A 23892-nucleotide genomic window follows, 5' to 3' on the forward strand; every position below is an offset into this window, starting at 1 on the left:
GTTGTAGTGGGCATGGACGTGGTGGTGATCGGGGCGGGGCAGGCGGGGTTGTCGGCCGCGTACTTCCTGCGGCGGTCGGGGCTCGAGTTCGTGGTGCTGGACGCGAACCCGGGGCCGGGTGGGGCGTGGCAACACCGGTGGCCGAGCCTGCGGTTGGGGAAGGTGCACGGCATCCACGACCTCCCCGGCCTGCCCCTCCCGCACGCGGACGCGTCGCGGCCCGCGTCCGAGGTGGTGGCGGAGTACTTCGGGGCGTACGAGCGCGAGTTCGACCTGCCGGTGGTGCGCCCGGTGGCGGTGCGGGCCGTGCGCGAGACCACCGGTGGCCTGTCGGTCGAGTCCGACGCGGGCACGTGGACCACCCGCGCCGTCATCAACGCGACCGGCACCTGGGACAAGCCGTTCTGGCCCCGCTACCCCGGCCGGTTCGACGGTCGGCAGCTGCACACCGCCGACTACGACGGCCCGGCGGAGTTCGCGGGCAAGCGCGTCATCGTCGTCGGTGGCGGCGCGTCGGGTGTCCAGGCGCTGATGGAGATCGCGGACGTCGCGGCCGAGACCACCTGGGTCACCCGACGCGAGCCGGTCTGGCGTGACGAGCCGTTCACGCCGGAGTACGGCCGCGAGGTGGTGGCGAGGGTGGCCGAGGCGGTGGAGTCGGGCAGGGTCCCCGAGAGCGTCGTCAGCGTCACGGGTCTGATGCTGACCCCGGAGGTCGCGGCGGCCCGAGCACGCGGTGTGCTCACCCGGCACCCCATGTTCGACCACCTCACCCCGACCGGTGCCGCGTGGCCGGACGGCCACGAGGTGCGGGCCGACACCCTCCTCTGGGCCACCGGCTTCCGGCACGCTCTCGACCACCTGAGCCCGCTCCGCCTCCGCAACCCCGGAGGCGGGATCACGATGACGGGCACGCAGGTGACCGCGGACCCGCGCGTCCACCTGGTCGGCTACGGCCCCTCTGCCAGCACGATCGGCGCCAACCGCGCAGGCAGAGCGGCTGTCACCGCACTGCGCCACTACCTCGCCACACCCGTCCCCGCCTGACCCAGGCGACCCGACTCCACGGCACGCGACTCGCGGGCCGTGCCCTGGGAACGCGGGCCCACGCTCCCCGAGCACACCCGCTCGCCACGCCCGACGGAAGCGCCCGCCCAGCACCGACCGCCCACGGCGGCGGCCTGTCCTCACCGCGGCCAGCTGGCCCGCGATTCCGACTCACCGCCCCGCACGCCGCCGGTGCCGAGCCCGTCCCCGGAAGTCACCCACGGGCACCGGTTCCCGCGAACGAACTCCCAGCGACTCGCCACGCCCCGTCGCCCGCTTGTCATGTGTCCATCTCGACCTCCCTGCGTCGGATCCCCACTCGGCCCGCACAGCAAGCATCGACCCGGAGCGCAAGCGCCCTCAACACTTCGTCGGGAGCTGGGGACAACTCAGGTGGTTGTGGACAAACTCAGGGGGTGAACGGGTCGAGTTCCGGGCGTTTGGGGAGTTGGCCGTCGCCGGAGGAGCGGCCGGTGAGGCGGCGGGCGATCCAGGGTCCCGCGTGGGCGCGGGCCCAGCGCAGGTCGGAGGTCGCGCGGTCGCGCCACGGGGTGGGGTCGACGGGAACCGGGGTGTCCCAGTCGAAGGTGGGCGCGATCCCCAGGGTGCGCAGGGTCGCCTCGGCGACGCGGCGGTGACCCTCGGTGTTGAGGTGGATGCGGTCCGGCGCCCACAGCCCCGGCGAGTCGAACACCCGCGAGGAGAACAGGTCGACCACCACCGCGTCGTGCTCGGCGGCGAGTGTGTCCACCAAGGACAGCAGCCGGGAGATGCGGGGCAGCAGCCGAGAACTCCCCCGCATCCGCCGGGTCGGGTCGATCACCCGGAACAGCACGACCTGGCGCGAACTGGCGGCGAGGGTGCGGACGGCGTACCGGACCCGGGCGGCGAGGGCGTCCATGTCGCAGGCGGGCCGCAGGACGTCGTTCATGCCGCCCGCGAAGGTGACCAGGTCGGGGCGCATGGCCGCGGCGTGGTCGACCTGCTCGTCGACGATCTGGCGGACGAGTTTGCCGCGGATGGCGAGGTTGGCGTAGCGGAAGCCGGGGCTGTCCTGGGCGAGCCGGGCGGCGACGAGGTCGGCCCAGCCGCGGCACTCGCCGTCGGGGCCGAAGTCCGACATGCCCTCGGTGAAGGAGTCGCCGATAGCGACCATGCTGGTGTGCGCGTTCATGGTGCGGCCATGCTAACCAGCAACTTTCGTTGCGGCAGCTACCACCCGAATGGTGGCGATCGGCCTCGGTAGCCCTACCTGGTGCGTACCGTGCCAGGGGTGCGAGAGCCACTATGGCGTACTAAGCGCGAGGCGTTCTTCTACCTGATGCCCGCGGGCATCGTGTTGGCGTTGCAGGTAGGGGCGATGTTCTTCGAGGGAGCCCCGGACCGCCTGGTCGGTTTCGTGGACGGCCTGGTCGCGCTGGCCATGATCGGGTTGCTGGTGGTGCGCAAGTGGTACCCGGTGACGTTGATGGTGACCACGCTGGCGATCTGCACGACCTACCTGCTGTTGCAGGCATACGCGCCAACCGACTGGAAGCCGGACTTCGCGGCGACCGACCCGTGGATGCCCGCGTCCGCGCCGATCTATGCCTATACCGCGATGGTCTACGCAGGGGCGCTAGTTGGCCCCGCGCTGGTTCTAGCGCTGTTCAGCCTCGTAGTCCGACCGTGGGACACCTCGACCGAGCTGATTCTGGGCACGGTGCTGCTGGTACTGCTACCCGCTTTGGTGGGCCTATACGTGCGCGCCCATCGGATCTTGGTACAAGCGTTGATTGACCGCGCCGAACGTGCTGAACGCGAGCAACACCTCTTGGCCGAGCAAGCACGAGCGGACGAACGCGTGCGGCTGGCAGAGGAGATGCACGACGTGGTCACGCACCGGGTCAGCCTCATGGTCCTGCACGCAGGCGCGTTAGCGGTAACCGGACCGGACGACCACACTCGCTCGGCGGCCGAGGGATTGCGCGTGGCGGGGTGCGAGGCACTCAACGAGTTGCGCGAGCTGGTCGGTGTGCTGCGCAACGAGACAACCGAGCACCACCCCCGGGAAACACGCGACGAGCCGACCGAGGTACCTGACCTGTCTACCTTGGTAGCCGAGTCGGAGTCCGTGGGTGTGCCGGTAGAGCTGAAGCGCGACGGTGACCCTGCCCGCATCTCGGCCGCCGTTGGCCGTACCGCGTATCGGGTAGTGCAAGAGTCCCTGACCAATATCCGCAAGCACGCTCCGGGAGCACCGACCAGCGTGCACGTGCGCTACGGCGGTGACCGGGTCCGGTTGACGATCCGCAACGCGGTCGCGACCCGGTCCGTCGACAGTGGACTTTCCGGTTCCGGTTCCGGGGCAGGTCTGACAGGCTTGCGGCAGCGGGTCGAGCTCGTCGGGGGCACCTTGACCTCGGGCCCGCTGCCCAGCGGGGGTTTCGAGGTCGACGCGGTGCTCCCCGCGTTCGTGCCTGCCCCGGAGAGCGCGTAGATGATCCGAGTAGTCGTCGTGGACGACGAGCCGATGGTGTGCGCCCACCTGCGCACGATCCTCGGGTCGGCGCCGGACATCGACGTGGTCGACACCGCCGAGGACGGCGCGGCGGCGGTGGAGGCCGTGATCCGGCACGAGCCGCACGTGGTCTTGATGGACCTGCGGATGCCGGGGGTGGACGGGCTGACCGCGATCGAGCGGATCGTGCGGCTGCCCGGCGCGCCCGCGGTGGTAGCGCTGACGACGTTCGACGCGGACCAGTACGTGATCAGGGCGTTGCGCGCGGGGGCATCGGGCTTCCTGGTGAAGACGACACCGCCAGAGGACCTGATCAGCCTCGTCAGGGTTGCCGCTGACGGGCACACGGTCCTGTCCCCGGCCGCGACCCGCAGGCTGGTAGCGGCAAGAGTCGGCGAGCAGGCCGCACGGGACCGCGCGTTGCGGCGGGTGCGGGAGTTGACCGAGCGGGAGACCGAGGTCTTGGCCGGGCTCGGCGCGGGGCTGTCGAACGCGCAGATCGCGGGCAGCCTGTCGCTGAGCGAGGCCACGGTGAAGAGCTACGTGTCGCGGATGCTGGTCAAGCTGGAGTGCGCCAACCGGACGCAAGCGGGCCTCTTGGCCTACGACGCGGGGCTGGTCACGCGCTGACGGGTACGGCGTTTGGACCTGTCTGGGGGCGCCGCGGCTGGTCTAGGTTCCGCGACATGAAGCGACCCCTCATCATCGGCGTGCTGGCCGTCGCGGCGGCAAGCACGCTGGCCGTGCCCGCCTCGGCGACCCCCGACGCCGGGGCAGCGGGCCACGGTCCCACCCTGACCTGGCGGTTGTCCCCCACCGGATCCGACGCGCGGCTGCGCGGGCTGTCGGCGGTCAGCGCGAAGGTCGCGTGGGCCAGCGGCAGCGGCGGCACGGTCCTGCGCACCACCGACGGCGGCCGCACCTGGTCGCGCACCTCCCCGCCCGGCACCGAGACCCTGGAACTGCGCGACATCGAGGCGTTCGACGCGCGCACGGCGGTCGCGTTGAGCATCGGCCCCGGTGACCAGTCGCGGATCGTCCGCACCACCGATGGCGGCGCGACCTGGACCGAGTCGTTCCGCAACGCCGAGCCCACCGCGTTCTACGACTGCCTGGCGTTCTTCGACCGGCGGCACGGCCTGGCGCTCAGCGACCCGGTCGACGGCAAGTTCCGGTTGCTCTCGACCGACGACGGTGGCCGTACCTGGTCGGTCGTGCCCAGCGACGGCGTGCCGCCCGCGCTGGACGGTGAGTTCGCGTTCGCCGCGAGCGGGCAGTGCGTGAGCGTCGCGGGTGCTCGGGACGCGTGGATCGCGACCGGCGGCGGGTCGAAGGCGCGGGTCTTGCACTCGTCGGACCGCGGCCGGACGTGGGCGGTCAGCGACACCGTCCTGGCCAGCAACGCGAGCGCCGGGGTGTTCGCGACCGCGTTCCGCGACCGGTCCCGCGGGATCGCTGTCGGCGGTGACTACGCCAAGCCTGACGGCGCCGTCGACGCGCTCGGCACTACCCGCGACGGTGGCCGTACCTGGCAGAAGCCGTCGTCCGCGCCCAAGGGGTACCGCTCAGGCGTCACCTGGCACCCGTTCCTGCACACGGTCGCGATCGCCGTTGGACCTACCGGCAGCGACATCACCCTGGACGAGGGTCGCAACTGGCGTCCGTTCGACGCCGGTAGCTTCGACACCGTCGACTGCGCTGCCGATGGCTCTTGCTGGGCCGCAGGTGAGAAGGGCCGTGTGGCGACTTTGCGCCTAGGGTTCTGACATGCCTTCTAGCGTGGTGAACATCGCCTTCGACTCCAACGACAACTACGCCTTGGCCCAGTGGTGGTCCCAGGTGGTCGGTCACCCGGTCGACCCGGAGTGCGTCGATGGCGAGGAAGAGGCCTGGATCCCGGTCCCGGGCAGTCCGACGCTGTTCTTCAACCGGGTCCCCGAGCCCAAGGCGGTCAAGAACCGGGTGCACCTGTGCCTGACCCCGGACGTCCCCCGCGACGAGGAGGTCGAGCGGCTGCTGGCGGCGGGCGCCCAGCTCGTCGATGACCGGCGTCAGCCCGACGGCACCGGGTGGGCGGTGCTCGCCGACCCGGAGGGCAATGAGTTCTGCGTGCTGCGCAGCGCGGCCGAGCGGGCCGCCACCTCCTGACCCGACACCCCCGGCGCCCCGATGGTCCAGACCATCGGGGCGCCGCTTTGTCAAGACCCGGAAACGGTGCCGATAACCGGGCGAATCGGCCCGGCATCGGTTCACGAACGCTAACTTCGATGTGGTCTGGACCACTATTCCCCGACATTCGCCCGACCCGCTCGGCGGCCGTCCACAGCGCACGTCGAGGCGGCGAAGTTGTAGCCAGCGCACAAGAACCAGGGTCGAAGTATGTGGTCTGGACCACTTCTCCCCGCAGGAAGTCGTGGTCGACCTGTGTGAACCCCGGGATTGTCGAACCCGGGGCATTACAAATCGGCGGCCAGGCCGGATGATGGCGCGGTGACCGTTTCCTCGCCACAGCGCGGTTTGCTGGAGATCATCGCCTTGACCGTCGCCGACGCGGTGGCCGCCCAACAGGGTGGCGCCGACCGGATCGAAGTCGTCGCCCAGATGGACCGGGACGGGCTGACCCCCGATCCCGACCTGGTCGCCGAGATGCGCGCGGCGGTGGACATCCCGCTGCGGGTGATGGTGCGCGGCACGGACGGCTTCACCGCGGACGAGGCCGAGCTGACGCGACTGGTCGCCACGGTCGGCGAGTTGCGTGAGGCGGGGGCCCAGGAGTTCGTGCTCGGCTTCCTGACCGAGAAGGGCGAGGTAGACCTAGAGGCAACCCACGCCGTCGTTGACGCTATCGGCGGCTCCCCGTGGACCTTCCACCGTGCGGTCGACCACGCTGCCGACGCCCGACAGGCCTGGGCGGCACTGCGCGGCCTCCCCGGCCTGGACACGGTCCTCACCGCCGGTTCCGCTCGCGGCTTAGAGGATGGCCTCCCCCGCCTCGCCGCCCGTGAGGATTGGCGTGAGGCGGGCGTACGGCTCCTCGCAGGCGGTGGCCTCAAGCACGCTCACGTCCCCGGCCTGCGCTCGATCGGCGTCAACGCCATCCACGCGGGCGGCTTGGTGCGAGACGGCTGGACAGCCCCGGTGGAGATCGACCGCGTCCGCGCCCTCCGCGCCCTGCTCGACAGCTGACCCCTCTCGCCGCCGGGGCCTCCCCCGGTCACTCCATCCACATCCCCCCGATCTGTCCACAACCCCGGTCCCGTCCTTGTTTGCCCAGGTCACCCCGCCATACTGTGATCTCAAGGGGCCAATGGACGATCTTGGCCCGGCATGGGGAAGGGGAGCTGTGACCACGATCCGGACCAAGCGCACCGGGGAGCACGTCTTCACGGCCGTCAACGACCGCGGGGCGTCGGTCGAAGTGGGGCGGGCAGGCCAGGACGGCGTGTTCAGCCCGGTCGAGCTGCTCCTCGCGGCCGCGGCGGCCTGCGTGGGCATCACGGCGGAGGAGCTGGTGCTGCGGCGGACCGGCACCGCTCCCCTGGTCGACGCCACGGACGTCCGGCCGCCGGGCGCGCACGAGCTGGACGGCGTCCGGATCGACGTGGGCATCGACATGAGCGCGTTGGACGACACGGCGCGCCAGGAGTTGCTCGACGTGGTCGACCGGGCGGTCACCGCGCTGTGCACGGTGACGCGGACGTTGAAGCGGTCCACCGCGATCGACATGGTGGTGGCCCCGTGACCAGGAACTCGCACTGCTCCTTCTGCGGCACCCGCTACCCCGATGGACTTCCCTGGCCCAGGCAGTGCGCACACTGCGGACAGACCTCGTACCTGAATCCGGTTCCGGTTGCCGTGCTGCTGCTGCCGGTCAACGGCGGCCTCTTAGTCGTACGGCGCGACATCGAGCCGAAGGAGTTGGCGCTGCCTGGTGGGTTCGTGGACCACGGCGAGTCGTGGCAGGCAGCGGCAGCGCGAGAGCTGCACGAAGAGGCCGGTGTCACTGTCGACGCTGACCAGATCACCCTGTTCGACGCTGTAAGCGCTCCAGACGGCACGCTCCTGGTCTTCGGGTTAGCCCCCGCGACGACGGAGTCAGCCCTACCGCCGTCTGTCTCCACCAACGAGACCACAGGCTGGGAGTTGATCCAAGGACCGGTCACGTTGGCGTTCCCTCTGCACACCAGGGTGGTCGAGGCCTACTTCAACCGGTAAGCCCAACGTCGGACCCCACCTCATCCCCAAGCGTGACGCCTCCGGGTGAGCGGCTGCTTACCGTTGGTCTGGGGGCAAGAGGGGGATCCGGGGGTGATAGCCCCCGCCGGGCGCGACTCGGCGGGGGCTACCCTCGCCGGGTGGACATCCCGGTACTGGTGGTCGCGGGCTTCCTCGGTGCGGGCAAGACCACCCTGCTCAACCACCTCCTGCACACCGCGTCAGACCTGCGGGTCGGCGTCATCGTCAACGACTTCGGCAAGGTCAACATCGACGCGTTGACAGTGGCCGCGCAGGTCGACTCCATGGTGTCGCTCGGCAACGGCTGCCTGTGCTGCGCGGTCGACCCGGAGGAGCTGGACGCGATGCTGGAGCGGCTGGCGCACCCCGACGGGCCGGTCGATGTCATCGTCATCGAAGCGAGCGGCCTCGCGGAGCCGCCCGCGATGGTCAAGATGGTGCTGGCCAGCGCGAACCCGCACATCCGCTACGGCGGCCTGGTCGAGGTGGTCGACGCCGCCGAGTTCACCGAGAGCAGGCGCGCACCCCCGACTGGACCTGCACCTGCGCCAAGCCGACCTGGTGCTGCTCAACAAGGCCGACCGCGCCGAGCCTGGTGTGCTGGAACTGGTGCGCGAACTGGCCGAGGGGACGCCGGTAGTGCCAACCGAGTACGGCAGGGTTGACCCGGCTCTGTTGTTCGACCCGGTCGACCGGCCGGATCCGGTAGAGCGGCAACTGTCCTTCGAGGACCTGGTCGAGCACGAGGAGCACCTGCACGCGGGCTACGCGAGCGTCGAGTTCGGCCACGACACGCCACTGCATCCGTTGCGGTTCGCGAGGTTCCTCACCGAGCGGCCCGCCGGGCTCTACCGGATGAAGGGCTTCGCGTGGTTCGCGGGCACCGATGAGCCGCTGGGTGTGCAGACCGTGGGGTCCTCGGTGTGGGTGACGCAGGCGCCGGACGCCGCTCGGCGCACGGACCTGGTGATGATCGGCGCCAACCTGGACGCGGACGCGATCACCGCCGAGCTGCGCGATTGCGTGGCCACCGACGACGACACCATCGACCCACTGGACCTGTTGTCGATCACGCGCTACCAGCAGTCCTAAATAGACGCGGCGGGCACTCGGAAGTGCCCGCCGCGTAACACCTATCGACTAGCGCTTGCTGATAGCCCTAGCAACGCTGCCCGCGGTAACGGTGACGTCGTCGGCGAAGACAGTGCCGAGGCCGTACCAACCGTGGACGTAGACGGTCACGGCACCGCTGGCGCCAGTGGTGAACGGCAGCGACACCTCCTGCCAGTCAGCCGGGGAGGCCCAAGTGCTGGCGGTAGCGCCACCGCGAACGCCGATGAACGCGTAGGTGCCCTTGACCCAAGCCCGCAGGGTGTAAGCGGTGTTGGGCTGCAGGGTCAGCGCCTGCGACGCCTCACCGGTGCTGGAGTTGGTCGCGGCGACCGAGAGCGCGTAGGTGCCACCGTGGGCGCCGGAGCCGACGACCGAGGTCCCCGACTGGGCGGTCCAAGGAGCCAGCGAACCGGTCTCGAAGTCACCGTTGACGACAGGGCCAGTACCCGGGTTACCCGCGTTGACAGTCACGGTGAAGCTGGTGCTGTGCTTGCCCGACGGCGCCGAACCACCGATGTAGAAGTCGTAGGTGCCGGGGGTAGCGGTGGGGGTAGCGGTAACCGTGATGGTCGCGTTGCCGCCCGCGGTGACAGAAGTCGGGTTGATGGCAACGCTGACACCACTCTGCGGCTTCGTGGCGCTCAACGTGATGGTCTGCGGGGTGCCGATGGCCGTGGTGTTCAACGTGGTCGTCGCGTTCTTACCGCGGTCGAGGGTCACCGAGGCCGGGTTGACCGCGAGTCCGAAGTCGTTGGCCGGCTGGGTTCCGTTGACCGTGACGGCGACAGTCGCAGTGTGGCTGCCAGAAGCGGCGGATCCGGTAACCGTGAACTGGTAGGTACCGGGGGTCGCGCTGGCGTTGGCGGTGAAGGTAACCGTCGCCGAGTTTCCTGCGGTGACGCTACCGGGGTTGACGGCAGCGGTGACTCCACCTTGTGCAGGACCGGCAGAGAGGGTGACGGTCTGCGCCGCGCCAGAGGTGACGGCAGTGCTGACGGTCGAGGTGGCGGTCTTACCCGGGTCGAGGCTGACCGCGGCCGGGTTCACCGACAGCGAGTAGTCATCGGACGGGTTCTGGCTGCCACCGGTGAACGGCGCGAAGGTCTTGCTGAAGTAGTAGAGCTCCTGCGCGATGCCAGAGCAGTCGTCACGAGCGGCACCGCCGGGGCAGTTGCCGTTGTCGCGCTGCAGGGCCCAGAACGACAGCGTGTTGATGCCCTTCTGCAGGGCCCAGTTGTAGACGGTGACCGCGTCGGCCTTGGTGAAGGTCTCGGCCGGGCCGAAGTCGTCGACACCGATCATCTCGGTCACGCCGACCATGCCCCACAGCTGCGCCTGGGTCTTGGCCGGGTACAGCTGCGCGAGGGTGTTGACCAGGCCCTGGGACGCGGTCTTGGTGTCCTCGGCCATGTTGTGCGTGCCCGCGTTGTCGTAGTAGTCGAACGTCATGATGTTGACGACGTCGACCTCGGCGTTGTTCTGCACGGCGTTGCGCAGCAGTGCGACGCCGTTCTGCGCAAGACCGGTCGTGGTGGTCGGCAGGGTGTAGGAGAACTGGATCTGCCTGCCGTTGGCCTTCGCCCAGTCCTTGGTGAGCTTGACGGCCTTGTTGCGCCGGTCGACACCCGCGGTGTTGTCCAGCGCGTCGATCTCGATGTCGAGGTCGATGCGGCTGATGTCGTAGGTGGTGATCAGGCGCTGGTACTCGGCGGCGATCTTGTTGACGTCGGTGCAGCTGTCGGCCAGCTCCGTGCCGGTGGTGTCGGCGGTGTAGCCGCCGAAGGACGGGATGACGTCACCGCCCGCGGCCTGGATCTGCTTGATCTGCGCGCCGAAGGTCGCCTGACCGATCGGCATGCTGGTGTCGCCGTTCCACAGCGCGGTGCACGAGCCGGGGCTGGCGGTCTGCAGGAAGGCCATGGTGAGGTACTTGGCGCCGGAGGCGGCCGAGAGGGTGGCCGGGTTCTCGCCGGTCCACGCCTCGAAGTAGGGCGCGAAGACCCTGGTGGGAAGGGGTTTGGCCGCCACGGTGGTGGCGGGGGCCGCCTGCGCCGAGTTGGTCACCATCGTGATGCCGACGACGGAGGCCGCCGCGGCCGCGGTGGCGAGCAGTGCGGTGAGTGGTCTGGACAGCCGCATGGTTTGCGCTCCAGTGCAGGGTGGGGGACGCGGACCGGGTGGACAGCCCCGACCGCGTTCGGTGCCTACCAAAATTGGACTAGACCAAACCCGATGTCAAGAGCGCTGCGGCAGGTGGTCGAACCATTTCGGCACATCCGGTGGAAATGCCCATCAAGCGGGCATTTCTCCTGGTCAGCCACTGGGAATTCACAGTCTCAAGTAGACGTCGAAACGGGCGGTCACGGCCACGCCATTGCCATTCCTGTGTGGAGCGACGGGTCGGGTTGTCCGATTCAGGCCTCGGTTGCGTGAACGACCCGGCCGCCGCGTTGTCGCACCCGCGCTGATCTGCGAGGATCCGGCTGACCTGTAGTCCGAATGGAGGACAGCGATGAGTTCTCGGCTCAACCCGTACCTGAACTTCCCCGGCACCGCCCGCGAGGCGCTCGAGTTCTACCAGGGTGTGCTCGGTGGCGAGCTGAAGGTGAACACCTTCGGCGATTTCGGCGCCCCCGACCCGGCCCTGGCCACCAAGATCATGCACGGCCAGTTGGAGACCGACCAGGGCTACACCCTGATGGCCGCCGACTTCCCGCCCGGCCTGGAGAACAACCCGGGCAACAACATCACCCTGAGCCTCAGCGGCGACGACGCGGACCTGCTGCGCGGCTACTGGGCCAAGCTCACCGAGGGCGGCTCCGTCGACACACCCCTGGAGAAGCAGATGTGGGGCGACGAGTTCGGTTCCTTCACCGACCGCTTCGGCATCAGCTGGCTGATCAACATCACCCAGCAGCAGGCCTGACCCCCGACCCCCAAGCCCTCCACCCCACCGTGGCGGGCATGGGGCCCGGCCCCAACGCGACACGAGCGGACCCGAGGTCAGCATCCGAACCTAGCCACAACGCGATGGGGGTCCGGGGGCACGCCCCCGGCTGGGGTGTGGGGCTCGGCCCACATAAAGGGACGATGATCTCGCGTGGGGAAGGCGTGCCCGCCGAACATGCGCCCCCGAGGTCGAGTGGGGCGGGTGGGGCTCGAACCCACGGCCAAGGGATTATGAGTCCCCTGCTCTGACCAACTGAGCTACCGCCCCCAGCGCGTTGGATCTTACCCACCGTGTCCGTGCAGCGGACACTCCAGGGATTCTCTTGATCAACTTTGGTCGGGAAGCCGCCAAGGGGATCGCGGGGAGAGGGCGAATGTGCGCAGTTCCCGCACACTTGCCCCAGACAGCAAAGAAGCCCCGGGCGCGTGGCCTGGGGCTTTGCTCCTCCAGCTGGACTCGAACCAGCAACCCTTCGATTAACAGTCGAATGCTCTGCCAATTGAGCTATGGAGGATCGCCGTCGGACCGGGGTCCAACGAGGGGTAACTCTAGCGCATCTCCGCCACCGGTTTCAGCGGGGGTACCCCGGTGGCGGCGCGGCGCGGGTGGGCGCGGTGGGGCAGGATGGGCGGACGACGACATCCTCGGGAGGCGTGGTGGTGAGGTTCCTCGTTGGCGCCGCGGTTGGGTACGTGTTGGGCGCCAAGGCGGGGCGTGGTCGGTACGAGCAGATCGTGCGCGCGTACCGGCGGATCGCGGACCACCCGGCGGTGCAGGGCGCGGCGGGGATCGCGCGGGCGAAGCTGGAGGATCTCCGGCGCTAGGACCACCCGGTCCAGCGACACCCGCGCGAGTGACTACCTGACCCTGGCGACGAAGAAGACGCGGCGGAACGGGAACCAGGTCGTGCCGTCGGCCCGCCGCGGGTACGCCTCGGCCAGGCGCGGGGCCAGTTCGGCGCGGAACTCCTGCCACTGCTCGTCCGACAGCGCCGCGCGGATCGGGCGCAGCGCGGTGCCGCTGATCCACTCCAGCACCGCGTTCTCGCCGTCGAGCCGCTGCAAGTAGGTCGTCTCCCAGGCGTCCACCTCGCACCCCGCGGCGGTGAGCAGTTCGGCGTACCCGTCAGGGTTGAGGGTGGCGTCCTCCTCGCGCAGGCGCACGGGTTCGAGGCGTTCGACCCACGTGGGTTCGGCGACCAGCCCGCGGATCAGCTCGTGCGACGGCGCGGCGAAGTTGCCCGGCACCTGCACCCCCAGCCACGCCCCCGGCGTCAGCGCGGAAGCCCACTTGGCCAACAGGTCCGGGTGGTCGGGCACCCACTGGAGCGCGGCGTTGCTGATGACGACGTCGGTCGCCTCGTCCGGGCTCCAGTCCCGCAGGTCGGCCTGGCTCGCCGACACACCGCGGGTTCGGGCGGCGGCGACCATCTCGGCGGAGGTGTCGATGGCGGTCAGCCGGGCGTTGGGCCAGCGCTGCGCCATGGTGACGGTCAGGTTGCCCGGGCCGCAGCCGAGGTCGACGACCGCGCGCGGGCTCTCGGCGCGCACCCTGCCCAGTAGGTCGAAGAAGGGGCGGGCCCGGTGGTCGCTGAAACTGAGGTACTTCGCGGGGTCCCACATGACGCCTCCCAAATAAACCGTACGTACGTACTGTTTACCAGAGTAGCGCGTCGATCAGTCGTCCGCGAGCCCTTCACCCATCCGCTGGGCGACCTCTTCGGCGATCTCGCGCACGAGCGCCAGATCGGTACCCGGGTCCGGGCGGACCTGCAGCACGGTCCCGTCGCGGCCGGGGACCTTGCGCTGGACGAACCACGCTCCCCCGCCGGGCAGGTCACGGCGGTGCCGGGATCGGATCGAGCCGGTGACCCGGCGCTGCACGGCCTGCGGCAGCTTCCCTGGCCGCTCCACCACGAACCGCCGGGGTGCCCGGTCGGCGAGCACGATGGCCTCACCCGCGGGCTCGACCTCGTCGGCCTCGGTGATCACGAAGACGCCGCTGGCCCAGCTCGCCTTGGACACCAGGTGCCAGCCGATCCGGCGCGGGCCGTCCTCGGTGGGCACCCACAGCCCCAGTGAGGTCGCCACCAGGTGCCCGCCGTCGCGCACCGGCGCCCACGCGGCCACGGCCTCCTCGCGGTCGAGGGTGCCGGTGAAGTCCCGGGGGACGCCGCCGAGGAGCCTGCCCAGCAGTCCGCTCACCGGCTCATCCCAGGCCGCCCTGCGCCTGCGCGCCCAATGCCTTGTGCCACTCCTCCATTGCTACCAGATCCCCCCACAGCTCCCGGAACTCCTCGGCGTGTTCGAGCGGGGACAGCCGCTGCAACCGGGACTTGATCTCGGCGATCTGGCGGCCGACCTGCTCTTTCTGCAACGCGTTGAGGTAGGCCGACGCGTGCCGCTCCACGGAGGCGTTCTTCCTCGGCAGCGGCATGGGCTCCACGCCGAGCTCGCTGACCAGCCTGCGCACGGTCGGCGCGCAGTTCTTGCCGACCACTTCCAATAACTCGGCCCCGGTGAGGCCGCTGGCCGTGCCGCCCGCCTCGAGGACCGCGGTGTGCACGGCGATGTAGGCGGGGTGGGTGAACGCGCTGAGCGGCATCGAGTCGTACACCGGGCCCGCCAGCGCGGGCTCCTGGAGGGCGACCTTGAGCACCTCGCGCTGGGCGAGCAGCTCGGGATCGGCCGGGTTGGGCCGCGGCGGGCCCTCGGCCTCGACCGGGAGCGCGCCCTGGTTCGGGTTGACCGCGCGGGCGCGGCGGGCGGGGGCGATCCCGGCGGTCTCGCGGACCCGGCGCACCACGGTCTGCGGGTCGTCCCAGCCGACCCAGCCGGAGAGCTGGCGGGCGTAGTCGTCGCGCAGCGAGTGGTCCTTGATCCTGGCCACCAGCGGCACGGTGCGGCGCAGCGCCTCGACCCGGCCCTCGGCGGTGTCGAGGTCGAACTCGGCGAGCTCGGCGTGGATGGCGAAGGTGAACAGCGGCCTGCGCCTGGCCACCAGGTCCTTGACCGCGACGTCACCCTTGGCCTGGCGCAGGTCGCAGGGGTCCATGCCGTCGGGGGCGACGGCGATGAAGGTCTGCGCGGTGAACTCCTGGTCGCCGTCGTCGAAGGCCTTGCGGGCCGCCTTCTGCCCCGCCTCGTCGCCGTCGAAGGTGAAGATCACCTCACCGCGGAAGGACGCGTCGTCCATCAGCAGCCTGCGCAGGACCTTGATGTGCTCGATGCCGAACGCCGTGCCGCACGAGGCGACCGCGGTCGGCACCCCGGCGGCGTGCATGGCCATCACGTCGGTGTAGCCCTCGACCACGACGACCTGGTGCCGCTTGGCGATCTCCCGCTTGGCGGTGTCGAGGCCGAAGAGCACCTGGGTCTTCTTGTAGATCGGGGTTTCCCTGGTGTTGAGGTACTTCGCCTGGATCTGGTCGTCGTCGAAGATCCGGCGGGCGCCGAAGCCGACCACGTCGCCGCCGATGTCCTTGATCGGCCACAGCAGCCTGCGGTGGAACTGGTCGATCGGGCCCTGCCTGCCCTCCTTGACCAGGCCGCCCTTGATCAGCTCGGCCACCTCGAAGCCGCGGCCGAGCAGGTACTTGGTCAGCCGGTCCCACCCGGCGGGGGCGAACCCGCAGCCGAAGGTGGTCGCCGACGCCTCGTCGAACCCGCGCTCGGTGAGGAACTCGCGCGCCTTGAGCGCCTCGGGGGTGCGCAGTTGCTCGGCGTAGAACTCCTGCGCGGCCTTGTGCGCGTCGACGAGCCGGGAGCGGGTGCCCCGGTCGCGCTGGACGCTGGTGCCGCCGCCCTCGTAGGTCAGCTGCAGGCCCACCCGCTCGGCGAGCCGCTCGACGGACTCGACGAAGGTCAGGTGGTCGATCTTCATCACGAAGGCGATCACGTCGCCGCCCTCGCCGCAGCCGAAGCAGTGGAAGGTGCCGTGCGTCGAGCGGACGTTGAACGAGGGGGTCTTCTCGTCGTGGAACGGGCACAGGCCCTTCAGCGCGCCGCCACCGGCGCGGCGGAGCTGGACGTACTCGCCCACCACTTCGTCGATCTGGCTGCGCTCGCGGACCTGCGCGATGTCACTCTCCCGGATGCGTCCAGCCACGGTCGTCGAGTCTAGGCGCGCCCCACCCGTGCGTCGCAGGTCACCCTGGAGTGTGAGCCCACGTCATTACGATGACCGGGTGAACGTCAGCGACGACGCCCTGGCCCAGCGGTTCGCCACGCACCGAGACCACCTCATGGGCGTGGCGTACCGGCTGACCGGCACCCGCGCCGACGCCGAGGACGCGCTGCAGGACGCCTGGCTGCGACTGTCCGCTGTGGACGAGTCGGAGATCCGCGACCTGCGCGCCTGGCTGACCACCGTCGTCGGCAGGCTCTGCCTGGACCGGCTGCGCTCAGCCACCGCGCGGCGGGAGAGCTACGTCGGCCCCTGGCTGCCGGAGCCGGTTGTCACCCCGCTCGGGGCGCCGACCAGCGAGGACCCGCTTGAGGTCGCCGTCCGCGACGACGGCGTGCGGCTGGCCGCGCTGCTGGTGCTCGACCGGCTCAGCCCGGAGCAACGCGTCGCCCTGGTGCTGCACGACGCGTTCGACCTGCCCTTCGCCGACATCGCGGCCACCCTCGGCTGCACCGAGGCCACCGCCCGCCAGCACGCCACCCGGGCCCGCCGCGCGGTCGCCAAGGCCGACCCGCCGCCACGGGCCACCCTGGACGAACAACGCGCCATCATCGAGCGGTTCACCGCCGCGCTGGCCGCCGGTGACCTGTCCGAGGTGGTCAGCCTGCTGCACCCGACCGCGGTGCTGGTCGGCGACGGCGGCGGCAAGGCGCGCACGTCCCGGCAGCTCATCCTCGGCCCGGACAAGATCGGCCGGTTCTTCCTCGGCCTGCTCCGCCAGTACGGCCCGCTGGTGCTCACCGGCGCCCCGGTCCTGGTCAACGGCGATCTCGGGATGCTGCTCCCCGACGTCGCCGCCTCCGACCTCACCCGCGGCCGGGCCCGCCGGGTGACCACGTTCTCCGTCCGCGACGGCCGCATCGCCGCCGTCTACGACATCGTCAACCCCGACAAGCTCATCGCCGTCCCGGACTTCCCCCAGCCACAGCCGCACGACCCGGCCGGACTCCCCCAGCGCTAGCCACGAGGAGTTCCACGCCCAGCCGGGACGGTGCGGACCTCAGGCCTGGGGGACGCGGCAGGCGTCGCCGGAGGTGAACCCCTGGTCGGTGATGCCCAGGGCGTGGTTCATCCGCGCCCGCTGGTTCTCCAGCGCGACCTGGTAGGTCAGTTCCACCACTCCTTTCTCGCCGAAGGTCACGCGCAGTTCGTCGACCTGGGCGTCCGTCACCGTCATCGGGTTGGCCGTCATCGCGTCCGCGTAGGCGATGGCCAGCCGCTCTTGCGCGGTGTACGAGTCCGAGGTCGCGTATTCGTCGATGTGCTTGAGACGGTCGATGTCGAGCCCGTCGAGCCGCTGCAGCATGGTGCCGAAGTCGACGCACCACGAGCAGCCCACCTGCTGCGCCACGCGGAAGACCGCGAGCTCGCGGACGCCCGCGGGCAGCTCGTTCGACGCCCGTTGCACGCCGAGCTCGTGCTTGGCCGAGGCCAGCATGAGCTTGCGGTGGTGCGCCAGCACGGTGAACGGCTCGGGGACCGCGCCGAAGCGCCGCTTGGCGAACCAGTACAGGGCGCGCAGGGTCGGGCCTGCCGCACGGGCATCGACACCGGGGATCCGGGGCATGACTGCCTCCTCCGTTCACCGCCCCCGGTCTGGGGGCGCTTCACGGGGAGGACGAGACACCCAGGCCCGGCGTGACAGCTCAGGACGGGTCGGTGACGCGCGCCACGAAGTACACCACCCCCGAGTCCTGGTGCCGGACCAGCAACAGGAACGGCCGGTCGACGGTGATGTCGACGCGCTCGGTCGGCAGCGCGGCCAGGGCCATCGCGACCGCGGTCGCCGCCGCGCCCTCCAGCCCCTGCTCGTCGACGCGCAGCACGGCCTCGTGCAGCACCGACTGGGCGTAGAGCGGGTCGGGGCTGATGCCGGACAGGTCGGCGCGGTCGGAGAACACCGTGGTGACACCGAGGTCGTTGAGCGCCTTGGTGAGGTCGGACTGGGTCGAGACGTCCAGCTTCGGCACCCGCAGCCCGACCTGGATCCAGTTCAGGTCGGCCAGCAGCGCGCCGAGCGACTCCTCGGTGAGCGCGGCCTCCGCTGGGCCGAGATCGCCATCGGGGAGCAGGACCACGGCCTGGACCCCGCCCAGCGCGGGGAGGGCCACGGCCTGCCACCCGTCGCGCGCGGTGTGCATCAGCTGCTTGTCGAGGTACATCGTCGGCACCTCGACCGTCCCGCGCGCGCCGGTGAACGCGTTCGGGCTCTCGTCCGGGGTGAACTGGCTGTCCCACGAGGTCTTCAGGTACAGCGCGTTGACCACAATGGACACTGTGTCGGCGGTGATCGCCTCCGGCGGCAGCAGCTCGGGGATGAGGCCCCTGGTCGTCTCGGCGATGTCGGCGTTGATCTGGTCGCGGGCCTTGGTCGGCTCCGCCTGGAACGGGGCGTTGCGCACACCGCCGCTGCCGGTGAACAGCTCGGCGAAGCCCGGCTCGATGTCGATCACCGCGTCCGCCCACAGCGTGTTCGCCACCGCGAGGGCCGGTTCCGGCTGGCCGTCGCGCACCGCGGCCAGCGTGCCCGCGGCCCGCAGCGCCGCCTCCAATTCGTCGAGGTCGCCGAGCAGGGTGAGCAGCTCGGCCTGGGTCTCGCCCCGCGCGCCCCTGGTCAGCAGCGCTAACGCGCTGGCGGCCGAGTACGGCGACCAGCAGACCTGCTCGGTGGGGTCCGGGGCGATGGCCCGGTGCATGGCGAGGGTGAAGTCCAAGTGCGACACTGCGTTCTCCCGACTCGGTGCGTGCGTTGCTCCAGGTTCCGTGTCCTGTTCTCGCACCGAGTGTGCCGGCTCAGCGGGGGTCGGCTCGGAAGTTGTGCACAGGGCCGCCGCCGACCAGCGCGGCGTGCCAGCCCTGGGCCTGGGCGTCGGTCAGCGAGGCGACCTGGTCGACGACCACCCGCAGCAGCCCGGCGTCGTCCGCGGCGGCGTGCCAGGCAGGCTGGAAGGCCGGTTCGAGGGCGGCCGCGCCGCGGTCGGCCACCGCGGCGACGAGCTCGGTGATCAGTTCGCGTTGCCTGGCCTGCAGTTCCAGCCGCCGCGGGTCGCTCATCACGTAGTGCACCGCCATGGCCTTGAGCAGGGCGACCTCGGCGGCGACCAGCGGCGGGACGACCAGGTCGGCGGCATACCTGGTCAGCGGGCCGTGGCCGTGCGCGGCGCGGGTTCCGGTGACCGCGGCGGAGGCGAACCGGCCGACCAGTTCGCTGGTCAACCGCTTCAGCGCTACCTGCGCGGTGAGAGTGCCGTCGTAGTCGTGGCCGACAAGGTCAGCGACGACGGGCAGTGCCAGCAGCCCGGCTGCGGCCTCTTCCACTACCGACAGCGGTTCAGGTGAGAAGTGCTTGGCAGCGAGTTCGGCTACCGCTGTGCGTTCGATCGGATCCGCTAGTGCTGACAGGGAAATCCGACCAGAACGCACCCCGTCCTCGACGTCGTGCACGGAGTAGGCGACGTCGTCAGCCCAGTCCATCACTTGCGCCTCTAGGCACTGTCGATCGCCCGGTGCGCCTACGCGTACCCAGAGGAAGACGGGGAGGTCATCGTCGTAGGCACCGAACTTCACCTGGCCCGGGCGTCGGGGCCACGGGTACTTCGTCGCGGCGTCGAGGGACGCGCGCGCGAGGTTCAGCCCGTGTGGGATGTCGTCGGTGCCGAGGACCTTGGGTTCGAGCCTGGTCAGGATCCGCAGCGTCTGCGCGTTGCCCTCGAAGCCACCGCACGGTTGGGCGACGAGGTCCAGTGCCCGCTCGCCGTTGTGCCCGAACGGCGGGTGGCCGATGTCGTGGGCCAGGCCCGCGGTGTCGACGATGTCGGGGTCGCAACCAAGCTCGTCGGCGATACCGCGCCCGATCTGGGCTACCTCCAGCGAGTGGGTCAACCTCGTGCGAGGGATCCCGTGAACCTCGGATCCCTCGTTAGGTCCAACGACCTGGGTCTTACCCGCGAGCCTGCGCAGCGCCGCGGAGTGCAGCACGCGCGCTCGGTCTCGGCTGAACGGACTTCTAGCCGCGGGCAGGGCGCCACCCAACACCGCGCCCTTGGGCCGTTCGGCGAAGAGGCGTTCACTGTCCTGTTCGGTGTAGCCCACGAGGAGAGACTACGTCCCGTCAGCCCACTTCCTGGTCGATGGCGATACCGTCGGCGGACGCGTTGGTAGCGCGGTAGTAGAGCAACGCCGCAGTCTCACGCAGGATGTACTTGGCCTGGGTTTCCCGGGTCTGCACGATCGGGCCGGAGTGCGTCGGTGACGTCCACGCGTCCAGGCCCGCGTCCTTGGCCATCGTGCGGGAGCGCAGCGAGTGCCACGGGTCGCTGACGATCACGGCGCTCTCCCAACCGCGCTCCTTGACCTCGATGGCGACGGCCTTGAGCGTGCCGAGGGTGTCGTTGCCCTCCCCGACGGTGATCACCCGGTCAGCGGGCACGCCCCGGTCGACCAGCCAGCGGCGACCGGCCTCGGCCTCGGTGAACCGGTCGCCCGCGCGGCGGCCGCCACCGGTGACGATGTGCCCGGCGACGCCCTGCTCGTAGAGCGCCTTGGCCTGGCGCAGGCGGGCCTCGAGGACCTTGGACGGCTTGCCCGCGTACTGGGCGGCGCCGAGCACGACCACGACGTCGGCCTTGTCGCGGTCGTCGATCCTGGCGACCTGCCAGACGCGGAAGGCGGTACCGCCGACCACGAGGAACCCCATGAGCACGAAGCCGACGAGCAGCCTGCGCAGGAAACGGCGGACTGGATGGGGGTGGGGAGGCACGCGCAGCATCCTTCCAGAACGGGTGTACGGCGCACCGGTACGGGCTCGGCTGCCACCTGGCCAGACGTCCACGCAGGTCACCGGGTTGCTCGCGGGTCGTCACCAGGTCGGCGAGTTGTCCACATCCTTCGAGCTGTCCACAGATCCCGATTTCCGGCTTCCACGGCCTTGCCATCCACGGTTACCTCGAAAACATGCGAATGAACCGCTCCACCCCCGAGGTCACCCAGCTCGCCGAGTCCGGCCCCAGCCGCCTGCGGCGTCTCCGCGCGGCGATGCGGATCGCGCATCCCGATGCCGTGGTCACCGGCAGGGAAGCACTGTGGCTCAACGGAATCCCGGTGCCCCCGTTGGGTGTGGTGCACCTGCTGGTACCGCTGAAACGGCCAGGGCGGGCCGACGGGTCGGTCACCGTGGAACGCACGACGCGCATGCCGGATCCCCTGTGGCGCCGGGGGTTTCCGACCGCGCCGAGTCCGCGGGCGGCGGTGGACGCGTGCAGGCGGGCGGCGACGGTGGACCACGTCCGGGAACTGATCACCGCGGCGGTGCGCGTGGGCGGTGTCGAGGTGGGCGACCTGCACGTGGAGCTGGGTCTCGCGCCTGAACAGGGGACGACGCTGCTGCGCCGGGTGCTCGGCGAGATCGACCGGGACCTGCGGTGGCGGTCCGCTCGGGCGGCGCAGGACCTCGTCGACCGGGCGGGCCTGCCACCGCCGATCTGGACGGCGCGGCTGAGCACGAGCAGGGACGTGCACCTGGCGGTGGTGGACGCGTGGTGGGACGAGGTCGCCTTCGCCTGGGACTGCGACCTGCACCGGCCCTGGGCACCCCGCGTCGGGCTGCCCGCGCTGGCCAGGGCGGCCCGGCTCACCGCAGCGGGGATCGTCCCCCTGCACACCGACCCGCTCCGCGTCCGCGCCGACCCGGACTCCGTCGCCGACGAACTGCGCGGCGCCTACCGGCTGGCCGCCGGTCGCCCCCGACCGGAGGTGATCATGACCTGACCCCCGCGTCCGCCGCCCCGCGGACCTCCCCGAGCCCTCGCAGGCGCGGTCGCCCGCGCGCCGCCTGCACGGGCGAGCACCACCGGGGTACGCAAGCGGAACACCACGTGGAGAGGAGCAGATCGGACAGCAGAAGTGGGAAGGGGTATCAGCAGCCGATGAGGTGGGAGGCGAGGTAGGACTCGAGGTTGTCGATGGAGACGCGGTTCTGCGACATGGTGTCGCGTTCGCGGATGGTGACGGCCTGGTCGTTGAGGGAGTCGAAGTCGACGGTGACGCAGAAGGGCGTGCCGATCTCGTCCTGCCTGCGGTAGCGGCGGCCGATGGCACCCGCGTCGTCGAAGTCGACGTTCCAGTGCTTGCGCAGGGCAGTGGCGACGTCGCGGGCCTTCGGTGAGAGGTCGGCGTTGCGCGAGAGCGGGAGGACGGCGACCTTGACCGGGGCGAGCCTGCGGTCGAGGCGGAGCACCACGCGCTTGTCGACACCGCCCTTGGCGTTGGGGGCCTCGTCCTCGACGTAGGCGTCCAGCAGGAACGCCATCATCGGGCGGCCGACACCGGCGGCGGGTTCGATGACGAACGGGCGATAGCGGGAGTTGGTGGCCTGGTCGAAGTAGGACAGGTCCACACCGGAGTGGTTGGAGTGCGTCGTCAGGTCGAAGTCGGTCCGGTTGGCGATGCCCTCGAGCTCACCCCACTCCTGACCACCGAAGCCGAACCGGTACTCGATGTCGACGGTCCGCTTCGAGTAGTGCGACAGCTTCTCGGCCGGGTGCTCGTAGACCCGCAGGTTGTCCTTGGCGATGCCCAGGTCGGTGTACCAGCGGGTCCGCTCGTCGATCCAGTACTGGTGCCACTCGTCGTCGGTGCCCGGCTCGACGAAGAACTCCAGCTCCATCTGCTCGAACTCGCGGGTGCGGAAGATGAAGTTGCCCGGGGTGATCTCGTTGCGGAACGACTTGCCGATCTGGCCGATGCCGAACGGCGGTTTGCGGCGGGAGGTCGTCTGCACGTTGAGGAAGTTCACGAAGATGCCCTGCGCGGTCTCGGGGCGCAGGTAGTGCATGCCCTCGTCGGTCTCCACCGGACCGAGGTGGGTCTTGAGCATCATGTTGAACTCGCGCGGCTCGGTGTACTGGCCGCGGTTGCCGCAGTTCGGGCAGGGCACGTCGGACAGGTCGTTCTCGGCGACCTCCTTGCCCGAGCGCGCGGCGTACTCCTCGACGAGTTGATCGGAGCGGAAGCGCTTGTGGCAGGAGGTGCACTCGACGAGCGGGTCGTGGAAGGCGTTGACGTGGCCCGAGGCCGCCCAGACCTGTCGGGGCAGGATCACCGACGAGTCGAGGCCGACGACGTCATCGCGGCCCTGGACGACGCTGCGCCACCACGCGCGCTTGATGTTGTCCTTGAGTTCGACGCCGAGGGGTCCGTAGTCCCAGGCTGAGCGCGTACCGCCGTAGATCTCCCCGGACGGGTAGACGAAACCACGGCGCTTGCACAGGCTGACGACGGTCTCGATCCGGTCGGCTGCCACGACCCCTCCTGTCGGGAACTCAAAGGCTGTCGGGAACTCAAGGGCGAGGCGACCAGCGTAGTCCGCACCCCGGCCTGGTCCGTCCGGGGGACGGGTGATCAGCGGGCGGTGGTCAGGCCGGACGCCTCCCCGAGGCGCACGGTGTCGGCGTCGGCGGCCAGCAGGCTCACGTGGTGGCGGACCTCGCCGGGCTGGCCCTCCAGCACCACCTCGTAGGCGGCAGGCTCGGTGGTGTCGGCCTCGGCCAACAGCGGGATGACGTGCGTCCGCACGTCGAATGGCGACAACGCCCTGCGGTAGGCCGACACCGACGCGAACTCGACGGTCAGCACCCACCGGTCAGCGGCCTCGGTCGACCGCGCGAGCAACGCCCGCTGACACCCCGGCTGCGCCAACAACAACTCCAGGGCCACCCGCACCCGCTCCACGAACGGCTCCACCTCGGCGGCGGTGAACCTGGCGATCAGCAGCACGGGCACGAACCTTCCGAGAGGAGAACATCGAGGACGAGCATCAGAGCACAGACCACAACCCGACACCACGAGCACCCCACGGCCAGGA

The 23892-nt window shown here is 70.3% G+C and carries 23 protein-coding genes, 2 tRNA genes and 1 pseudogene; 13 read left to right on the forward strand and 13 right to left on the reverse strand.

Annotated elements, in window-relative coordinates:
• Window positions 1-12: 12 nt before the first annotated feature.
• A complete protein-coding gene (locus tag BMY07_RS10505; protein WP_092776958.1) occupies window positions 13-1047 on the forward strand; it encodes an FAD-dependent oxidoreductase in 1035 nt (344 codons plus the stop codon).
• Window positions 1048-1456: 409 nt separating this feature from the next.
• Here the strand turns inward: BMY07_RS10505 and BMY07_RS10510 are convergent, their stop codons facing one another.
• The gene (locus BMY07_RS10510; protein WP_092776960.1) at window positions 1457-2221 is read right to left on the reverse strand and encodes an SGNH/GDSL hydrolase family protein; all 765 of its coding nucleotides are present in this window, start codon (window positions 2219-2221) and stop codon (window positions 1457-1459) included.
• A gap of 99 nt (window positions 2222-2320) precedes the next feature.
• Here BMY07_RS10510 and BMY07_RS10515 point away from each other — a divergent pair, with 99 nt between their 5' ends.
• From BMY07_RS10515 to BMY07_RS10550, 8 genes and pseudogenes are all read left to right on the forward strand, one after another.
• Window positions 2321-3526, forward strand: coding sequence for a sensor histidine kinase (locus BMY07_RS10515; RefSeq protein ID WP_092776962.1), 1206 nt, complete (start codon window positions 2321-2323; stop codon window positions 3524-3526).
• Window positions 3527-4177 carry a response regulator gene (locus BMY07_RS10520; protein ID WP_092776964.1) on the forward strand — a complete coding sequence of 217 codons (651 nt, stop codon included), beginning with the start codon at window positions 3527-3529 and terminating at the stop codon, window positions 4175-4177. It begins immediately after the preceding gene.
• 56 nt (window positions 4178-4233) lie between these two features.
• Window positions 4234-5313, forward strand: a complete 1080-nt coding sequence (locus tag BMY07_RS10525) for a WD40/YVTN/BNR-like repeat-containing protein (protein WP_092776966.1) — start codon at window positions 4234-4236, stop codon at window positions 5311-5313.
• A 1-nt stretch (window position 5314) separates the two neighbouring features.
• Window positions 5315-5695: a VOC family protein gene (locus BMY07_RS10530; protein WP_092776969.1), complete on the forward strand. Its 381-nt coding sequence runs from the start codon at window positions 5315-5317 to the stop codon at window positions 5693-5695.
• A 342-nt stretch (window positions 5696-6037) separates the two neighbouring features.
• The gene (locus BMY07_RS10535; protein ID WP_092776971.1) at window positions 6038-6733 is read left to right on the forward strand and encodes a copper homeostasis protein CutC; all 696 of its coding nucleotides are present in this window, start codon (window positions 6038-6040) and stop codon (window positions 6731-6733) included.
• A gap of 157 nt (window positions 6734-6890) precedes the next feature.
• Window positions 6891-7289 (forward strand): OsmC family protein, encoded by a 399-nt coding sequence (locus tag BMY07_RS10540; protein ID WP_092776973.1) that lies wholly within the window; start codon window positions 6891-6893, stop codon window positions 7287-7289.
• Window positions 7286-7762, forward strand: a complete 477-nt coding sequence (locus BMY07_RS10545) for an NUDIX domain-containing protein (RefSeq protein WP_092776975.1) — start codon at window positions 7286-7288, stop codon at window positions 7760-7762. Before BMY07_RS10540 ends, BMY07_RS10545 begins: the two co-directional genes overlap by 4 nt.
• Before the next feature lie 140 nt (window positions 7763-7902).
• Window positions 7903-8875 (forward strand): annotated as a pseudogene (locus BMY07_RS10550) (CobW family GTP-binding protein).
• Window positions 8876-8923: 48 nt separating this feature from the next.
• Here the strand turns inward: BMY07_RS10550 and BMY07_RS10555 are convergent.
• Window positions 8924-11035: a glycosyl hydrolase family 18 protein gene (locus tag BMY07_RS10555; protein ID WP_092776977.1), complete on the reverse strand. Its 2112-nt coding sequence runs from the start codon at window positions 11033-11035 to the stop codon at window positions 8924-8926.
• Between the two features lie 373 nt (window positions 11036-11408).
• Between BMY07_RS10555 and BMY07_RS10560 the strand changes: the two genes are divergently transcribed.
• Complete coding sequence (locus BMY07_RS10560) at window positions 11409-11822, forward strand: VOC family protein (RefSeq protein ID WP_092776979.1); 414 nt, start codon at window positions 11409-11411, stop codon at window positions 11820-11822.
• 217 nt (window positions 11823-12039) lie between these two features.
• Here the strand turns inward: BMY07_RS10560 and BMY07_RS10565 are convergent.
• A tRNA-Ile gene (locus tag BMY07_RS10565) sits at window positions 12040-12113 on the reverse strand.
• 174 nt (window positions 12114-12287) lie between these two features.
• Window positions 12288-12360 (reverse strand) — tRNA-Asn (locus tag BMY07_RS10570).
• A 145-nt stretch (window positions 12361-12505) separates the two neighbouring features.
• Here BMY07_RS10570 and BMY07_RS34260 point away from each other — a divergent pair.
• Window positions 12506-12670, forward strand: a complete 165-nt coding sequence (locus tag BMY07_RS34260; protein WP_170224537.1) for a hypothetical protein — start codon at window positions 12506-12508, stop codon at window positions 12668-12670.
• 33 nt (window positions 12671-12703) lie between these two features.
• On the opposite strand, the gene BMY07_RS10575 is transcribed toward BMY07_RS34260, so the two are convergent.
• Genes BMY07_RS10575 through dnaG form a run of 3 tightly spaced genes read right to left on the reverse strand, consistent with a single transcriptional unit; the run spans window position 12704 to window position 15953 of the window.
• Window positions 12704-13468: a trans-aconitate 2-methyltransferase gene (locus tag BMY07_RS10575; protein WP_092776981.1), complete on the reverse strand. Its 765-nt coding sequence runs from the start codon at window positions 13466-13468 to the stop codon at window positions 12704-12706.
• A 54-nt stretch (window positions 13469-13522) separates the two neighbouring features.
• Window positions 13523-14050 carry a hypothetical protein gene (locus tag BMY07_RS10580; protein WP_092776983.1) on the reverse strand — a complete coding sequence of 176 codons (528 nt, stop codon included), beginning with the start codon at window positions 14048-14050 and terminating at the stop codon, window positions 13523-13525.
• A 4-nt stretch (window positions 14051-14054) separates the two neighbouring features.
• Entirely contained in the window at window positions 14055-15953 is a 1899-nt protein-coding gene (gene dnaG, locus BMY07_RS10585) for a DNA primase (protein WP_092776985.1), read from the reverse strand.
• A 79-nt stretch (window positions 15954-16032) separates the two neighbouring features.
• Between dnaG and BMY07_RS10590 the strand changes: the two genes are divergently transcribed.
• A complete protein-coding gene (locus tag BMY07_RS10590; RefSeq protein WP_245782305.1) occupies window positions 16033-16992 on the forward strand; it encodes a sigma-70 family RNA polymerase sigma factor in 960 nt (319 codons plus the stop codon).
• A 39-nt stretch (window positions 16993-17031) separates the two neighbouring features.
• On the opposite strand, the gene BMY07_RS10595 is transcribed toward BMY07_RS10590, so the two are convergent.
• From BMY07_RS10595 to BMY07_RS10610, 4 genes are all read right to left on the reverse strand, one after another.
• On the reverse strand, window positions 17032-17598 hold the full coding sequence (locus BMY07_RS10595) for a carboxymuconolactone decarboxylase family protein (RefSeq protein ID WP_092776987.1): 567 nt from the start codon (window positions 17596-17598) through the stop codon (window positions 17032-17034).
• Between the two features lie 79 nt (window positions 17599-17677).
• Window positions 17678-18754: a serpin family protein gene (locus tag BMY07_RS10600; protein WP_245782306.1), complete on the reverse strand. Its 1077-nt coding sequence runs from the start codon at window positions 18752-18754 to the stop codon at window positions 17678-17680.
• A 70-nt stretch (window positions 18755-18824) separates the two neighbouring features.
• Window positions 18825-20123 (reverse strand): deoxyguanosinetriphosphate triphosphohydrolase, encoded by a 1299-nt coding sequence (locus tag BMY07_RS10605; protein ID WP_092776988.1) that lies wholly within the window; start codon window positions 20121-20123, stop codon window positions 18825-18827.
• A gap of 19 nt (window positions 20124-20142) precedes the next feature.
• Entirely contained in the window at window positions 20143-20727 is a 585-nt protein-coding gene (locus tag BMY07_RS10610) for a YdcF family protein (protein WP_425426263.1), read from the reverse strand.
• Between the two features lie 257 nt (window positions 20728-20984).
• Here BMY07_RS10610 and BMY07_RS10615 point away from each other — a divergent pair, with 257 nt between their 5' ends.
• Window positions 20985-21797: a hypothetical protein gene (locus tag BMY07_RS10615; RefSeq protein ID WP_143073431.1), complete on the forward strand. Its 813-nt coding sequence runs from the start codon at window positions 20985-20987 to the stop codon at window positions 21795-21797.
• 148 nt (window positions 21798-21945) lie between these two features.
• Here the strand turns inward: BMY07_RS10615 and BMY07_RS10620 are convergent, their stop codons facing one another.
• Window positions 21946-23331, reverse strand: a complete 1386-nt coding sequence (locus BMY07_RS10620) for a glycine--tRNA ligase (protein WP_092776994.1) — start codon at window positions 23329-23331, stop codon at window positions 21946-21948.
• 98 nt (window positions 23332-23429) lie between these two features.
• Entirely contained in the window at window positions 23430-23810 is a 381-nt protein-coding gene (locus BMY07_RS10625) for an antibiotic biosynthesis monooxygenase family protein (protein ID WP_245782307.1), read from the reverse strand.
• Window positions 23811-23892: the final 82 nt, after the last annotated feature.

The organism is Actinokineospora terrae, from assembly GCF_900111175.1.
GTDB lineage: Bacteria > Actinomycetota > Actinomycetes > Mycobacteriales > Pseudonocardiaceae > Actinokineospora > Actinokineospora terrae.

Excerpts from the sequence above, each read along its gene's own strand:
- BMY07_RS10560 (WP_092776979.1), top strand. The coding sequence starts at position 11,409 with ATGAGTTCTCGGCTCAACCCGTACCTGAACTTCCCCGGCACCGCCCGC.
- BMY07_RS10525 (WP_092776966.1), top strand. The coding sequence starts at position 4,234 with ATGAAGCGACCCCTCATCATCGGCGTGCTGGCCGTCGCGGCGGCAAGC.
- BMY07_RS10530 (WP_092776969.1), top strand. The coding sequence starts at position 5,315 with ATGCCTTCTAGCGTGGTGAACATCGCCTTCGACTCCAACGACAACTAC.
- BMY07_RS10555 (WP_092776977.1), bottom strand. The coding sequence starts at position 11,035 with ATGCGGCTGTCCAGACCACTCACCGCACTGCTCGCCACCGCGGCCGCG.
- BMY07_RS10510 (WP_092776960.1), bottom strand. The coding sequence starts at position 2,221 with ATGAACGCGCACACCAGCATGGTCGCTATCGGCGACTCCTTCACCGAG.
- BMY07_RS10610 (WP_425426263.1), bottom strand. The coding sequence starts at position 20,727 with ATGGGGTTCCTCGTGGTCGGCGGTACCGCCTTCCGCGTCTGGCAGGTC.
- BMY07_RS10615 (WP_143073431.1), top strand. The coding sequence starts at position 20,985 with ATGCGAATGAACCGCTCCACCCCCGAGGTCACCCAGCTCGCCGAGTCC.
- BMY07_RS10575 (WP_092776981.1), bottom strand. The coding sequence starts at position 13,468 with ATGTGGGACCCCGCGAAGTACCTCAGTTTCAGCGACCACCGGGCCCGC.
- BMY07_RS10505 (WP_092776958.1), top strand. The coding sequence starts at position 13 with ATGGACGTGGTGGTGATCGGGGCGGGGCAGGCGGGGTTGTCGGCCGCG.
- BMY07_RS10520 (WP_092776964.1), top strand. The coding sequence starts at position 3,527 with ATGATCCGAGTAGTCGTCGTGGACGACGAGCCGATGGTGTGCGCCCAC.
- BMY07_RS10595 (WP_092776987.1), bottom strand. The coding sequence starts at position 17,598 with ATGCCCCGGATCCCCGGTGTCGATGCCCGTGCGGCAGGCCCGACCCTG.